The following is a 16,217-nucleotide window of genomic DNA, read 5'->3' as shown; positions in this document are numbered from 1 at the left end:
CTTATGGGAACATCTTTCATTCCACTTTGTGCAATAATTGCCGTTTTGATTATCGCCTTTTTGTTTGCTTCCTTACCGCAGGTAAACCATAAAACGCGATACAGAGTGCTTTATGCAATAGCCATCATCATGCTATTTGCCGTTATTCCTATCAGTGAGTATATGGCTGGGAACACCAGAAAATCAAACAACAATTATCTGCTTGTCCTAATATTCGATATTGCAGTAGGTTATTTCTGTATGTACATTACCGCATTACTGAAATTCAATGTTCTTAAACGGAAGAATCAAGCATTGGAAAATGCCTTGACCGAAAAGCAACAAGAAAATGTCGCAATCCTATTGAAACATCAAAGTGAAAATCAACAAGCACTTCAGCAAAGAGAACTTGAATGGTTGGCAGAGAAAATAAAGATGTTCACTGAAGAAGAGCAGAAAGCTATTCTTGCCAGTGCTTGCGCATTTGCAGAACACGGTTTGATAATCACTCCCTCAATAACCATTCAGCTAAAAGATACATGTAGTCAGCAAGATCTTATGTATTTTGTTTGTTCTGCTTTTTTCAACATGGGCAAGAAGCGCAATGATATTGTAAGTTTCTTATCACAGGTCTTTCCGCTTTACTTTCCTGCAGGAGAAAGTGTATTAGCCAAAAAGATGCCGGGATTGGAAAAGGTAAAAGAAAGGAGGAAGAATGAAAATAAATCTAAGTAAAAATTAAAGATATGAACACTATTAATAACATAAACAATTTATTTGGTAGAGTTTTTGCAAATTCGAAAATATTTAAAACTGCAGAAAACACATCTGACATCACCCCTGAAACCAAGGATATTATATGTAAACATTTACCAGAAGAACTCAGTCTTTTTCTGGGAGAACAATCAAAATATTATGTCATAAAAGGCTCTGTTGGTGCAGGTCGAGCGACAAAAACGCCATGGATTGCTATTCTGGATAAAGATATAACGACTTCAACTAGGGAAGGAATTTACATTGTCTTTTTATTTTCCTCTGATTATAAAAATGTATATTTAACTCTCAACCAAGGGACGACAAAACCTAATCAATTTGGCCCAAGAAATGGAAAAAAAGAGATTGCTAAAAACACTCAAGAGGTCAGAGAGCTCTTACAGGAAAATAATGAATTACTAAAACAAGACAACAATGCTGATATAGCAGATGAGAGATATACAATTGGGGCTATTTATTATTCGTTGTGGGATATAACAAACGAAGAGAAAGGAATTTTGCTTCTAAAACTATATCTTGACATTTACCATAAGTATAAGACGCTGTTAAAGAGAACTATCAGGAATAATAATAGCAAAGATAATACAGATTTCACATTTTATAAACATATCGACATCATTACCGCTATAAAGACGAAACCATTCCTTTTGTTAGCTGGCATTTCCGGTACAGGTAAGAGCCGTATCGTCCGTGAACTTGCCCGTGCGTGTTGGGATGAAGATTCCACCGAATATAAAGCTCAGAAACCTAAGAACTTCGAGATGATTCAAGTAAAACCGAATTGGCATGATTCTACTGAGCTCATAGGATATGTAAGTCGTGTCAGCGGAAAATCCATATATGTGATTGGCGATTTCTTAAGATTTATCACAAAGGCTTGGGAGAATTTGGATGTACCTTATTTCCTTTGTCTGGATGAAATGAATCTTGCTCCTGTCGAACAATATTTTGCAGAATTTCTTAGCGTGATAGAATCTCGTAAAAGTAATGAAGACGGCATGATTACAACAGACCCTATCCTGAGAAAAAGTACAGAGGATTGGTATCGAGTATTGACTGCCGAACTGACAGGAGACAATGAAGCGTTAAGGAACCGCTTTTTGGAAGAAGGCATTACCATCCCACAAAATCTTATTGTTGTGGGTACGGTAAACATGGATGAAACGACCTTCTCCTTCTCCCGAAAGGTGCTTGACCGCGCCATGACCATAGAAATGAATGAAGTGGATTTGCATGCCGGATTGGACTGCAAATATGAACGTATTGGCAAATTAAACAGCGATATGCTTATCGGTACAGCCGTAGAAGGCGTGGATGTGTATGCCGACAATGCGGAAGTTTGCAACAAGGCACTAACCTATTTGCAAGCCGTGAACGATGTCCTCGATGGTACACCATTCAAAGTCGCCTATCGCACGCGAAACGAGTTCCTGCTTTATGTGGTAAACAATTTGCCTTATAACATGGATGAAAACGGAAACGAGTTTAGTGAGAACGAAGTCATAGCAACCGCATTGGACGAGATAACAAACATGAAAATATTGTCGCGCATAGAAGGTGATGATACAAAAGTCAAGCATTCACTTCTTGAAAGACTGATTACTACTATCGAAACGCAGTTGTTGGCATTGACCAGAGAAAATAAGAAAATAGAATCTGTTTCCATAGCCAAACTGAAAGAGATGCAAGAACGGTTGTCATCCGGTTATACAAGTTTCTGGAGTTAAAAACAATCAGATATTCACAAAGGACGATGGAACTGCTTACCATAAAGCATCAGGATTTTGAAATAATTATCGAATGTGCAAAATTCGATGACATTTGGTATAAAGCCAAGAGTAATATTGGAGAAGAATGCTTACACTCCACTTATTCTTGGTCGGAAGGTGTATCATCCGTTATCCTGAGCAACTATACCGGAGAAGAAATTACGATTGAAAACAGCCAACAAGCTCCTGCCATATTTTTCGACAACGCTGATTATCCTATTTGGGTAGAATTCAAGGACTATGTGAAAAAGGCTCAGTTTGGTTCTATTCTCCAGAGTGAAAATGAAAAATTCACTTTCCGCAAACAGATATTGGCAGGTTTCTTGAATTACGGCAATGAGGTTGGACGCAGTGAAATACAACTCATGTATCAAGTGGGAGCAGAAACCCACAGTTTTGTCTTCTCTTTTGAGGTGTTGAGTACAAAGCTCAACTATCACGAGCATTGGAAAGCTATTATAGAGGATATTGAACAAGAGTACAGAATGCTTTCGCTCGACTATATGCGAAGAACCTTTCATGGCTTTTCGCCCGATGCAAGCGGAGAGACCCCGGAAATAATCTGGTGGAGCGTATTTGCCAATGAGCAAAAGAAATTCATCAAGGCCTGCAAAAACATCATTGACCGCCCAAGACATCGGTTACATGGAAAGGAGGCTTACAAACGTGCCGATAAGCTGACATTTGTCCCCTCCTGCATAGAAAACGAACTGGCGGAACACCGGGCAGACAGTTCGCATCTATATCGTGTGGAAGAACGTGTGTGGACAAACGATACACAAGAAAACAGATTTTTAAAATTCGCTCTTGGACAGATTACGGATAAATACGCAGTCTTGAAGAAGCGCATAGAAGCGTTAAAGAATGCTTCGGATGTGATGAAGGATGACATGCAAGCCACATTAGCTACATTGAAACACTTGCAGCGAAATCCATTCTTCCGTACCGTAGGAAATTACAAGGGGATGAATCAGGAAAGTCTGGTTTTACAAAAAGCTACCGGATATAGTCAGGTATATCGCACGTGGAGCCTGCTCCGCCGCTCTTATTCTTTGAATGATGGCATATACCGTTTGCAAACCAAAGATATAGCGACACTCTACGAGATATGGTGTTTCATAGAAGTGAGCCATATCGTGAAGGAAAAACTTCATTTATCTGATGAAGACATAGACCATAAGAACCGCATGGAAATGAATGGCCTGTTCACATGGGATTTGGGCAAAGGAGAACATTCCCGTATCCTTTTCAAGAAAGACAATGTGGAACTGGCAGAATTAGTCTATAATCCAAAGAACACAGACAAGGGGAATAGTGACATTGGAATGAAAGATCTTGTGGTGCGCACAGTGCCACAAAAGCCGGACATAGTCCTGCAACTGACTAAGAACGATTTGCAAGAAGGAATGAAAATGACTTATCTGTTTGATGCGAAATATCGTATTGATGGAAAAGATAAAAATGGTGTGGATGTTCCACCGGAAGATGCAATCAATCAGATGCACCGCTATCGTGATGCCATCTATTATAAAGATTACCAATCGAATACTTTGAAAAAGGAAGTGATAGGTGGCTATATTCTGTTCCCGGGTGATGGTAACCCGACAAATGTTACCATGTCGAAGTTCCGTAAGACTATAGATGAGGTGAATATTGGAGCATTCCCACTTCGCCCTAAAGACCAACATAATCGCCAGCTATTGGAGCAGTTCGTTGAACAACTTATCACCACAAAATCACAAGAAACAATCTCTAAAGTGATACCGCAAAAGGGAACATTCGTAGAAGTAGGAAACCGTGTACTCATAGGTCTTGTTACAAACAGCAGCCGTAAAGGCTATTTGCAAAGTTTCAAGGATGGTAATGCCACACTCTATTACACTGGCAGTCATTTCCCTACTACTATTGCTCTGCAAAATCTACATTACTTCATGCCTTACTTCAAAGGAGAAGGGATATGTGATGTCTATGAGATAATTAGAGCTAGAACTATCACGTCAAAGGAAGTGAAGCAAACAGAAGGAGACGAAAATAGCAACGACCTTCGTCTCGCCTTTGAACTGCGCTACTTCCGTAAACAATATGCCAACATTCAACCAATCAATACAAGCAAGATGATAAACTACACGTTTATTGATACGACCTTTGAAGAGTTGGATAAGAAAGTTATAATGGATAAAGGATTGTAATTTATCAAATAAAGTTATGGCAGTAAGTGACACAATAAGAGGATTTAGGACTCAATTTCTATATACAATACACAGAGTAATAAACGATTGCGATTCTAATTTGCTTTATGTTCCTGAAGGTATTGAGGATTTAGACATCAAAAAGAATGGTCGAGTTATTGAAACCATTCAAATAAAGAATTATAATAAAAAAATTCAGCCATCCGATTTAACTTCACCTGCTGGTACAACATCTTTTTTTAAGCGTGCTATCCAGACTCTATCAAGAGACAAGCATGCATACGTCTTATCTCATTTGGAGAAGTGAGTAATTATCTTCAAAATACACCTTCTCTATATGAATTTCTTTCTCAGAATAAAGAACTAAAGAAATATGCCAAACTTTTGTCATCACAATATGAAGTGAATATTGTTAATGAAGATACTTTATATGGTGAAATCGTCGGGAAATTAAAGAATCAATTTCCAATATTCAATCCCGAAAAAGAAATCAAATATATGCTCCAATGGGTAAGCGATAAAGCCGAAAAGCATCATGATTTTACTTATGAAGAATTTATAAAAGAGTTACAATGCTATCAAACTTTTGAAAACAGGCAGAAGGCCGCATTAAGTGAACTTGGTATTCGCGTAATCCCTCTATTTGAGCAATCTCTTCATATTGACACAGACGTCCTGAAGCAGCAATTTTATTCTGGCGTTTCTGTATCATCAAATCACATTGCCAATAATTTAGATATAATTAGGCCTGAAAAAAATATTGCAATACATAATGCATTCAAAGAAAAAAATGTTGTTATCATTAATGGATCTTCAGGACAGGGGAAAAGTACTTTGGCCTATCGTTATATTAAAGATAACTGCGCATTAGCATATGAAATAACTTCTTGCGACAGAAATAATTTATCAAATTTACAAGCGACTTTAATAGAGTTGTGTACCGAGATAACAGTCCCTATAATGTTGTATTTCGATGCTAAGCCATCTGATGATTCTTGGATTCTGTTAGTTAAAGCATTTAGCATGATAAAAAATATACGTTGTTTGATTTCACTCAGAAATGAAGATTGGAATCAATATCGCTCTAAATTGGGGAGTGAAGTTATGTACAAAGATATTGAACTGGTATTAACCAAGGAAGAAGCAAAACTCATTTATGATGCATTGCACCATCGAAATCATCAGATAACTGCTGATTTTGAATCTTCTTGGGATAGACTTGGTAACAATGTTCCATTACTTGAATTTGTTTATTTCATAACTCAAGGTCAAGCATTGAAAGACAAACTTATATCACAATGGGAGACATTACTACCATATGAAATGTCCATTTTTGAAAAAATTGTCACCGCAAATTATCTCGGCGGCAATATAAATAGAAACTCCAAGGCGTTACTCGGAAATAGTTCATATTCTAATGTCCAACACACTATCAAAAAATATAACGGTGAATTTTTTGTTGAAAAACCTACTGGAATTTTATCCGAAGTTCACCCAATAAGAACTAAAATATTGATAGAGTCAATATACAGAAACGATAGCTGTGCAATAATAGAAAATGCATTGTCTCTTTATTATAAATTAGAAATAACTGATGCTCATTTGTATTTGCTCAATCTCTATAGGGAAGGAATGAGTACAAACCAATTAATCTCTTCTGCTTTTAGTGTATCTATACTCCCAGCAAACCTGTTTGCTCGCATTATTCGTGCACTAATATGGAAGGGAACAGAAGAGTATATCTATGAAAACCGTCATTTAATAGATCAACTCAAAGAGAAGAGTGGTTCTTTTTGGGAATACCATTTGCCTATAAATCTTACAGAAATTGACATTAGGCAAAGTTTGCATGATTTGTTAAAGAACTTTCCTAATGTACCTGATGTTTCTGATATAGTTAATTCATTCCCTTCTCAGTATCAGATATTCTGCCTTCTAAATAAATTTATCAGTAATAAACTTACTGTCTCTTGTTCTTCTAGTTCTGATTGGGTAACCTTATCAGACGCATTATATCGCATAAGTCTAGGACATTCCTCTCCATGTATTAATTTAAAAGGAGAACTTGAATTAGCACCTTTAACTACAGATGAAATCTCATCCATACTTCTTGGCTTGAAGTCATCAGAGATAAAGAAAGATTGTTGGAAAACTCTTGAAAATATCTTTGTTAAAAAACTTAGAATAGAACAATTGATAACCAATTTCAATATTTCAGACAGCAGTATTGAAGCAACCTGCTATCTTGATTACATTGGAGGACATGATTATTCGCCAAATCAGCAGATAAAAGACAATTCAACAAATTCCCATCTAGTCAAAATTATAAATCTGTTAAGAAAAGTATTCCCTGAAAAGGAAAACTATCATGTAAAATTTGGCAAAGATGATTTATCAGATATGATTATTGATTCAGAAAAAAACATTCAAAAATCAAATCTTCCAATAGATGCTATGTATGAAATAAGGGCATGCATTGTTAATCAATATAAGAATAAAATCGGCATACCTAATAAAAAAGATTATGCTTCAAAACTCATATCCATACGAAAAGAAATTGCAACCGCAAATCAACGGTTGACTAATGCATTCTCCACCTTTTTTAAAAAGGGGGTATTTAATTTGAAAGAAATAAAAGAGGCATACGATTTATGTATATCTTCTACGAGTAAAGAAATTCCTGAACTAACTTTCGTCAATTCCAATAAATTTGGTTATGGAATAACAGACAGTTCCGGTTGTGGGAAAAACAGCTCATGGAATGTATTTGTTAAATCCATCAATAATTATGTATCAAATCTTTTAGGATTCTACCACCAATTCCCTACAGTTTTATCACAAAAAGATAATAATAGAATGCCATCAAAGGCTTGTTTATTCGAGGCATTGATCGCAACAAAGGTAATGCAAACGAAATTCAAGGAACAATTGTTGGATTATATTTCTGATAAACAAAATATTGAATTATTGGACAAAAAAGAATACAACTCAATTCTATCATTATGGGTTCCTTGGGAAACACTGTGTCGTAATATCACCAACGTAACTATAGCATCTCAGATGGCAAGATATAAACAATTGGAGACCAATTTACCTCAAAAAATAGCAAATAGCATTAGAAATGATTTTTTTGATGAAGGAATAAATTGTATTATAAATAGAGAGAAACAAAATCTCAATATAGTAATTGAATTCTACGACATTGAAGAATATAATAGAGCTTACATGCAGATTGATGATATTCTGATAAATATACTTAGTAAATATGATATTTACACAAGTCAGGAATATATTCTAAGACAATCGATTATAACAATATCAGTACAATCCCTGTATGTTGACAAAAACGGTAATAAGCATAGAGTTTCATCTATGGTTCGCAATTATAATGTACGACATTTATTGGGCTCTAAAGAAAACAATAATTCATTATATCCTATTTTTATCTCCGAGAAACAAGAAACTGTTGATGCAAAGCTTTTAAATTATGAGGATATAATGTCTCTTGCTACTAGCATTCTGTTCATTGGACATCAAATAATAAAGATGAAACATTCTGTTTTAAAGACAGATGAATTGGGACTACAAGTAATCAATATATATATATATAGAAAAATGCCTTACCGAATTCAGGAAACACAAATCAATGATTTGTCTGTTAAGAAACAAATTGTTAGAATTAGATGATGTTCCATTGTTTTCTACATAATATAATTCGTGTCATTGAGTCTATATTCCATTCTGAATGTTGGATTAATTTTGTGGATGAATTGGACAATGTTATGCAATCCATCTTTAATAGAGATATGGAAATTCGTTTGTACTTGATAGAAAACGAAAAAATATCCTAAGGGGATTAAGTCATTAAATTTAGAAAAACAAAGATTTCGCATCGTTCTGATTCACTTTACAATTGTATGTAATCTTGAAACATCTAATCCTATACAGGAATGTGTTAAACCATAAAACTATATGGATAGACTAACCAAAGAACAGCGTCACCGTTGTATGTCCGCTATAAAAGGAGGGAACACAAAGCCTGAATTATTGGTGCGAAAATTCCTTTTTAACCGTGGCTTCCGCTATCGGCTCAATCATCCGCGTCTTCCTGGTCATCCCGATTTGGTGCTTCGTAAATACCGGACTGTCATTTTTGTGAACGGTTGTTTTTGGCATGGTCATGAAAATTGCAAATACTTTCGTCTGCCTAAAACAAACATAGATTTTTGGTCAGACAAGATAGAAAGGAATAAAGAACGTGATAAAAAAGAACAATGCCAGTTAGCTGCAATGGGCTGGCATTGTATCACGATTTGGGAGTGTCAACTAAAACCAAAAGTCCGGATACAAGCACTTGAATCGTTAGCTTATACATTGAACCATATTTTTCTTGAAGACAGGAAAATAAAAACATACGAGTTTCCTGATACTGACAGTACACTTGTGGCAGCAGGACCGGAAGTGACTTATGGAAGAAATAAGCAACAATAAAGAGCTGTTGCTTATTTTCTCCGATGACTATTCCGTATTTCTTTTTAGCTCTATTCTTGCTTTTTCCATCAAGCACTGATGCTGTTCCTTCACCACCCGATACATCGAATAATACGCAAAGGCTTCTTCTCTATGCTTCGTGCTACTAACCGATGCTGCAACAGCCCATGTAACAATAGCAACAATAAAGACCACCACATACCGGAGTTTTATATGATGCCCACGTATAAACATCCCATTGATATTTGATGGAATAATGGTTACAGGGCTTTTCAATTCATTGATTCTCGCAAGTATCTCGTTCTGCCGCTTTAATATACAATCGGTATTAGCCTCGATATTCGTGCGATTGAGATTATAATCGCAAACGTGCCGATAAAGATATTCAAGAAGTTTGGACTTCTGCTTGAATAATTCAATGAGTTTCGGAAACCATAGTGAAAATGGTAACGTGTCTGGTTGTTGTTTCCAGACATGTTGCTTTACCACAGACAAGGCTTCGTTCCAGCAAGCACAGAAACTTTTGGCGACTCCATTATAAATGGCTTTTTCGTCAAAGTCCACTTTTACAGATTGCTCTGGCTTAGGAACTGTAGTATTCTGTTTTTCGATACACTCTTTCAGTTCGTTGATACTTTGGCGCAAATTTGCAAGATTTGCAGCTATTACATCTTCTTTCATTATCTTCTACGTTTTGAGGGTTTATAAAAAGGTTCGTTTCTTTGGTTATCCTTGTCTTTATCGTCTCGCCATCCTTGTTCATTACTTGTTCCTCCACCTCCACCGGAAGTTATGGCTTGATGAGGTTGAATAATCAGTTCCGATGCCACATTGCCCAATATAGTACAAAGGCTGTTAAAACTCAAATCACGATCAAGCTTAGAACCAGCTATACTATACTCATTATTGAGAGAATGATATACCACGAATTTTATCAGAGTTATCAGCACGATTAAAACGCATATCTATGCCTTGACCTTTGAGAATACCAAGAAAATCATTCCATGAGCGAGATACAGCCAGTGCATCAAGAGTTGCAGACCGTAGATTATATTTCCGTAATTGATAAGAGCGCAAACGATTCTTATTTCTGGCTTTGCTATTTTTAGGGGCAAAATACAGTTCATACTCTTTAGTCAAAACCCGACATACTTTAGTATTACGTATTCTTTCATTGCTGTCAGAAATGAGATTGCCATCATTGTCTATCCGATTGAACACCAAATGACAATGAGGATGTTTCGTGTCGTGATGTCGGGCTATGATATATTGAGTATTGCGAATCCCCATTTGTTCCATCCATTTCTTGGCTATCTCCACCATCAGCGCATCCCCTTCTTCGTTATCGGGGAAACGACTAATGTCTTGCGAAGAAAAAGCAAGTGATACGTGTTTCACCGGACTTTTTACTTTCGGGCGCATGGACGCTTGTATCTGAAAAGAATCGGCTATGGGTTTATTGCTGATGGCACAGACACCTTCGTGTGCTAAAAGTGTGGCACACTTCTTCTTGTTCTTTTGGTCATTGGCGTAATTCACAATTCCTCCAAAATCTGTTCTTGTTTTAATCTTCGCTATCATGGCTATTATTCTTTACTTGGGTGATAATTCTACTAACTTCTGATATGATTGAAAAGCATTGTTGTTTGACTGTATCCAAACCATAAGTGTGCATCTGATGGGCAATCTGGTTGACGTTATTGGCGATGCCGGAAAGGTCACGGATTGCCGATGCCATTTCCGGACTGATGCGCTGACAGACCAGACAATCCATTGCCGCCTGATGGCAAAATTCACTGACAGACAATCCAGCTTGTTCCGCTTTGGATTGGATATAAATGTAGTCGTTCTCGGTAAACATTACCCGAAAACATTTCGTGCGTTTCTGATAACTCGCCAACTTTGGACGACCACCAAGTTTCTTTTCTTTCATACTTATCTTAACTTTGATGTTCTAAATTGATTTTTTGAGAGTGGTAGTCCTATTCACTCTCCGCATAGGTTTTAGTGACACTAAAACACAAACTTGCCACTTAAAAAATCTTCCTATATTTCCCCTGCTCTATCCGGCATAGCTTGCCATCTTTAATAAAGGCTTCTATCCACTTGTTTGCCGTACTTCCATTTTCGCCCAAAGATGAAACCAGTGCATCATAATCCTTCTTTGTGAAAGTATCGGGTAACATATTATAAAGGGTATTCCTTCGTGTATAAACGCCGGCCTCTTGCGAAGCGGAATTGAATCGTTTGGACTGATTTCCTGACAAATTGCGATAGATGAATACTGCATGGCAAAGCAATGTTTCGCAGATACTCATGGCTATGGAATAGTCAAACTTATGGCAAACCAATTGTACAGTCTTGCCAAGAGAAGAAGAATCGTAATGTACATTCTCCAAATGTCGGACAGCGGTCAACACCATCATGATACGCAATCAACCCCATCCGTCTGACAATTCCTTGCATTTTGTCGTCCACTTCGTCACAACATTCCTCATTCACCCGACTGAGATATTCTATAAAGTGTTCCTGTAAATCGGAAGGAAGAGAATAGGAATAATTACCCAGACGTATAAATTCCTCATGCAAATGGCAGAATTTATCTCCCAACAGTTTGAACATTGTATTTTTGGATTGGGAAATATCGCTTGTGGCAAACACATTTCTTATGCCTCGTTTGAAGCGGATGATATAGAAGCAAAAGCGACTCATCAATCCGTTCTCTGCATCAGGTATCAATCTTCTTACCTGTTCGGGAATTCCAGCCAAAGCGACTGACACTCTTGGGTTGCTGACTTCACAATACTCTCTGTCCTTGCGACGGCTCAAACTTACCAACTCATGATGAAATGCCTTTCGCAACACATCGGAATAATTGCCATAGTCCGACTTCAAAGTCTGGCTTAACGTGTCGCCCTCCGATTCAAATAACAGTCCGATTCCGTCATTATCTCCCAATATCTTCAAGAAAGAACTTGCGCTACTATTGGCAGGAATGACGAGCATACGCATGGGCGGCTCGGCTGGCATAGACCTTCCACTATCTTTCTTGCCTTTGATATAAGCATTCATCGCTTCTTTATATTCCTGTTCCAATCGTTTCGAGAGTTCATGCAAATGGCGGTTGATAGGAGCTACAAGTTCTCGGCATAAGGTCAATGCTCCTTTTCCCATACCGGCATCTGCCACAACGAACAGATAGAGATTCGGATAAACAATACGTTCATCGTACACACCACAAACATTATAGAAGCAGACTGACAAACACACAATAGCTCCAATCAGTATAGTATCACGGTCATCTACCGAAATGGAGTTATTGACAACCTCATTTAGAAAAGGAGGAAGATGCTCAAACACACATTCAGGAAATGCAGGAAGTTCTTCCTCTGACTTTATCCATTTACCCGTTTTACCATTTTGGATATTTGGCAAAATGGATAAATGTTCTTTGCTGAACGGTACCAATGAGATTCCAGATTGATTTGCCAAATGGAAAAAAGAACGGATAGTAATGCCTTGTCCTTTGGATTGCAGACAATGCGTATATTGTTTGTCTGTTTCTTCCCTTTGATAGGCAGGGTAAAACCTACTGATACGGTGATAATACTCCCGTCCGCTTTCTCCCAATCCATCCACAAGCGCAAAGCCCAACTCCACCCAATCTTTATAATTAGGGGCTATATCAATGGCACGCCGTTCTATCTCCCGAACAACACTTTCCACATCTTCCTCTACCTTATTATATATAGGAGCAACATCAGGTGTATGTGTTTGCAGCATTTCAAAAGGGACATTCTCCCAATCTTGGGCGGAAAATATTTTCTTCGACATCATCTTTGTATTTAGGGTTAATATATGCTTGTGGGTCGTAGGGTAAGAAGCATGAACGAGCCACATCACTACCGGACATATCCATTAATGGCAAGCCTGTTGCTTTGATACAGTTGGCAACAGCCTTGAAGTATCGGGAATGTTCCCAGCCTTTCAAATCAACAGGTATTATCCACTTCAATCTATTACCGGATGGACTGACAAATAACAGTTCCGTATCAAAATACTCATGGTTGAGTAGCTGCTGCTTCAACTCCCCAATGTCCTCCACATGGTCGAAATCCAAACACATCAATCCTGAATGCATAATCAGTTCCTTCTCATTACGCTTGCGGAATAATCCCGAAAAAGTACAATAGTCAAAATGGGTGGCTTTATACCTTTTGGCATCAGAGAAAGACAACATCAGACGCAAAGCTTCGGTTTGTGATTGCGCATAATGCCCGATGATATAACGATATACATCCACAATACCTACCGCCCTTATCGGTTCGATGTTTTGAATGGGCTTGCGAAAGAATGAAAAGCAATAGTCTGTTGTTTTCATCATCTGATAATCTTTTTAGATTCGACAAATCGTCTGGCTTCTTCCATTAAGTCATCCTGTGTCTTATGCGATTTGTTTTTCAACCAATCATCAATCTCCGATTGTAGGAAAGCCAATGCCTTATTTATTTTATGTACGGGAATCTGTTTGGTAGATACCCATCCATAAACAGTTTGTTTAGCAGGATGCGATGGCAGATAAGCGCAAAGCTCGTCTATATCCATCCACTTGGATGAATTATTTGCTTGCTTATGTTGCAAGGCATTTACTTTGGATTGTAGTGCTTCTACGGACTCAATCAGGTAGGACAACGCATTCGGCATTTCCTCCAATGAATTTACTTTATAAGCCATTTTTTTCTTCGTATTAAAGTTTATACCACAAAAGTATAGGGATGCTTATAGGTGCTAAATAGGTGCTTGTCCACCACCAATTAGCCGCTCATTTACCACTGACAAATTTAAGTTTCATTAATACGAGAATTTATTGGAAGACATAATAAAAGGGGAATAAACTATTATCTGAATTAACACATTCTTTACTGAATGCCTCTATACTACAAAATACCCCTCAAAAGTCGATGCTTCATGAGGGGTAAATGGTGGTAAGTATATGATTGGTATTACATAAGTCGTTGGTGCTCAATGGTGGAAGTCCCCACTATAACCTATAAATCCAAATTGTCTATATACAGAGTATTAGCAGCTTTTTCTTTCTGTTCATTTACGATGTGCGTATAAATCTGCGTGGTTTTGACGTTTGTATGTCCCATCAAAGACTTAATGGTGTATATATCAACACCATTTTCCAGCAATAGCGAAGCTATGGCGTCCACAATGGAAGGTGATATGTTTCTTGATACCGGATGCTTCTATCCAGACTTTCAACGGGCGAGAAATCCAAGAAGCATCAGTCAATCCTTCAAAAACAAGTGCTTCATCATCGTTTGGACGTATGCCGCATAGTTGAAGTGCTTGTTGAGTGACTGGCTTATAATCGGGTCTTTTTGTCTTTTGCTGAACTACGACCGCTTGCCAAGTACCCTTACTTGTTTGCTGAATTTGTTTCCATTTCAAAGTTTGAATATCACTATGCCGCAATCCTGTGAGAATAGAGAATAAGAACGCACGTTTCAAAACATCATCCTTGCAAGGAGTGTCAACCAGCATTTGCACCTCATTCATGGTAAGCGCAACACGAGGTTTCTCAATGTTTGTTATTCCCTTTACTTTCGCACTAATATCAACTGTGAGATATTCATCAATGAACGCCTGTTTCAATCCGGCTTTGAGTATGGAGAAATAGGTGGATGCCGTGTTCTGTGAAATCGTTCCTTTCTTATTGCCTCCCATCGGGGCACGTAACAGGAACATCTTGATGTCTTCAAGCAGTTTAACGGAAATCGTCTTGAATGGAATTGACTGCCCTTGCGAATACATTTTCAATAATTCACCTACGCGCCTCCAGTTGACTATAATTGAATCGGAACTATTGGGATGACGTGTGCTTATAATACTATTGAAATACTTGATAAAGTCCTGTTCGCTCCGTTCATTCTGTGCTGCAATTTCGTTCTCTTTATCTGTGTACAAAATAGCACTATCGTATTCATGCTGCCGCAACTTACGCACATTGTCGGCATATATACAAGCCTCTTGGTCTATCGTTGAACGGCATTGGATAATCCCATTCAAATCACGCTTAGGCTTATAGTTGAATGTTCCATCCGGCAAAATGCGTGCAATAGATGATTTGTCCCAAACAGGCGTGGATATAGTCCGATTAATGGATTCCACCACACGGCTTGCCCGTTTAGAACCTCGCTTATACACAGGGTATGACTCTATAATCAGATACCATTCTTCTTTATAATTCGACCTTCTGAGTTTGACGGTCACTTTGGTATTTGGTAATGCTTTCTTCATTCTACTTCTGATTTATATAGATTATCAATTTCTTGTTTGGGTACATATACATAGTTTCCTATTTGCCTTGAGGGGATGGAGTATTTTCTAACATGTGCCCATACTGAACTATCATTAATATGGTATTTCTCACAAATCTCTGTAATGGTATAGCAGTCCTCCGGCTCTAAACTGTATGTTTTAGGAACGGGCTTTTCTTTCTCCGCAATACTTTCCGGTCTGTTTAGAAAAAGCCGTTCCATTTCAGAACGTTTGATACGTGTGAGTCTTGTCCCCATATTGATGGTTGGAATACGTCCCAATTTAATCAGGCGATACAGAGTGCTACGTTCCACCCCGAACATAGCAACGGCTTCCTTTACAGAAATGTACTCTCTGATGTCTGATACTTGTTGGGCAATGGCTTCTAACTGTGCGTTTCTATCCTTTGCGTCCTTTTTGCGTTTCCAAGCCACTTTGCCACATTTAGGAGAACAGTAATGGCTGTCGAGTGTTTTTGCGACAAATACTTTGCCGCAGACCTTGCACTTCCTTTTGATTTCAAATCCGATTGTTGGCATATCATCTACTTTTAAGTGTGTATTAGTATGTATAAGTGTGATTAAGTCCCACATTATCTACTTTTTTGTCTTGTCGCAAACATGTCGCAAATAAGAGATAAAAAAGCCCATAGAAAACATATAGAAACCATGAACCCCATAAACGCAAA

11 protein-coding genes and 3 pseudogenes are annotated in these 16,217 nt (G+C 37.8%); 6 read left to right on the top strand and 8 right to left on the bottom strand.

Translation table 11 applies throughout. The features are described from left to right. Nucleotides 1-3 precede the first annotated feature (3 nt). The 6 genes from AAE250_RS18085 (at nucleotide 4) to AAE250_RS18060 (ending at nucleotide 9,202) form a co-directional block, all read left to right on the top strand. The gene (locus AAE250_RS18085) at nucleotides 4-714 is read left to right on the top strand and encodes a hypothetical protein (RefSeq protein ID WP_342289230.1); all 711 of its coding nucleotides are present in this window, start codon (nucleotides 4-6) and stop codon (nucleotides 712-714) included. A gap of 11 nt (nucleotides 715-725) precedes the next feature. Further along, the gene (locus tag AAE250_RS18080; RefSeq protein WP_342289229.1) at nucleotides 726-2,480 is read left to right on the top strand and encodes an MrcB family domain-containing protein; all 1,755 of its coding nucleotides are present in this window, start codon (nucleotides 726-728) and stop codon (nucleotides 2,478-2,480) included. A gap of 26 nt (nucleotides 2,481-2,506) precedes the next feature. Next, nucleotides 2,507-4,711, top strand: coding sequence for a DUF2357 domain-containing protein (locus tag AAE250_RS18075; RefSeq protein WP_342289228.1), 2,205 nt, complete (start codon nucleotides 2,507-2,509; stop codon nucleotides 4,709-4,711). A 16-nt stretch (nucleotides 4,712-4,727) separates the two neighbouring features. Further along, nucleotides 4,728-5,018, top strand: coding sequence for a hypothetical protein (locus tag AAE250_RS18070; protein ID WP_342289227.1), 291 nt, complete (start codon nucleotides 4,728-4,730; stop codon nucleotides 5,016-5,018). Next, nucleotides 5,015-8,398, top strand: a complete 3,384-nt coding sequence (locus AAE250_RS18065) for a hypothetical protein (protein ID WP_342289226.1) — start codon at nucleotides 5,015-5,017, stop codon at nucleotides 8,396-8,398. Before AAE250_RS18070 ends, AAE250_RS18065 begins: the two co-directional genes overlap by 4 nt. A gap of 285 nt (nucleotides 8,399-8,683) precedes the next feature. Then, on the top strand, nucleotides 8,684-9,202 hold the full coding sequence (locus tag AAE250_RS18060; RefSeq protein ID WP_342289225.1) for a very short patch repair endonuclease: 519 nt from the start codon (nucleotides 8,684-8,686) through the stop codon (nucleotides 9,200-9,202). Between the two features lie 27 nt (nucleotides 9,203-9,229). On the opposite strand, the gene AAE250_RS18055 is transcribed toward AAE250_RS18060, so the two are convergent. The 8 genes and pseudogenes from AAE250_RS18055 to AAE250_RS18020 form a co-directional block, all read right to left on the bottom strand. Further along, the gene (locus AAE250_RS18055) at nucleotides 9,230-9,883 is read right to left on the bottom strand and encodes a hypothetical protein (protein WP_342289223.1); all 654 of its coding nucleotides are present in this window, start codon (nucleotides 9,881-9,883) and stop codon (nucleotides 9,230-9,232) included. Then, nucleotides 9,883-10,783, bottom strand: a pseudogene (locus AAE250_RS18050) (relaxase/mobilization nuclease domain-containing protein). The gene AAE250_RS18055 and the pseudogene AAE250_RS18050 overlap by 1 nt, the downstream one beginning before the upstream one ends. Then, complete coding sequence (locus AAE250_RS18045) at nucleotides 10,767-11,135, bottom strand: MobC family plasmid mobilization relaxosome protein (RefSeq protein ID WP_342289222.1); 369 nt, start codon at nucleotides 11,133-11,135, stop codon at nucleotides 10,767-10,769. The pseudogene AAE250_RS18050 and the gene AAE250_RS18045 overlap by 17 nt, the downstream one beginning before the upstream one ends. Nucleotides 11,136-11,235: 100 nt before the next feature. Further along, nucleotides 11,236-13,036, bottom strand: a pseudogene (locus tag AAE250_RS18040) (DUF3987 domain-containing protein). Continuing rightward, complete coding sequence (locus AAE250_RS18035) at nucleotides 12,987-13,586, bottom strand: BT4734/BF3469 family protein (RefSeq protein WP_342289221.1); 600 nt, start codon at nucleotides 13,584-13,586, stop codon at nucleotides 12,987-12,989. The pseudogene AAE250_RS18040 and the gene AAE250_RS18035 overlap by 50 nt, the downstream one beginning before the upstream one ends. Beyond that, nucleotides 13,583-13,936, bottom strand: coding sequence for a methylation-associated defense system helix-turn-helix domain-containing protein MAD1 (mads1, locus tag AAE250_RS18030; RefSeq protein WP_342289220.1), 354 nt, complete (start codon nucleotides 13,934-13,936; stop codon nucleotides 13,583-13,585). The genes AAE250_RS18035 and mads1 overlap by 4 nt, the downstream gene beginning before the upstream one ends. Before the next feature lie 314 nt (nucleotides 13,937-14,250). After that, a pseudogene (locus AAE250_RS18025) lies at nucleotides 14,251-15,508 on the bottom strand (site-specific integrase). Further along, nucleotides 15,505-16,068, bottom strand: coding sequence for a helix-turn-helix domain-containing protein (locus AAE250_RS18020; protein ID WP_342289219.1), 564 nt, complete (start codon nucleotides 16,066-16,068; stop codon nucleotides 15,505-15,507). Before AAE250_RS18020 ends, AAE250_RS18025 begins: the two are co-directional and overlap by 4 nt. Between the last annotated feature and the right edge of the window lie 149 nt (nucleotides 16,069-16,217).

Source organism: Bacteroides sp. GD17 (assembly GCF_038448625.1).
Lineage (GTDB): Bacteria > Bacteroidota > Bacteroidia > Bacteroidales > Bacteroidaceae > Bacteroides.
This window is presented reverse-complemented; position numbering and strand designations above follow the sequence as displayed.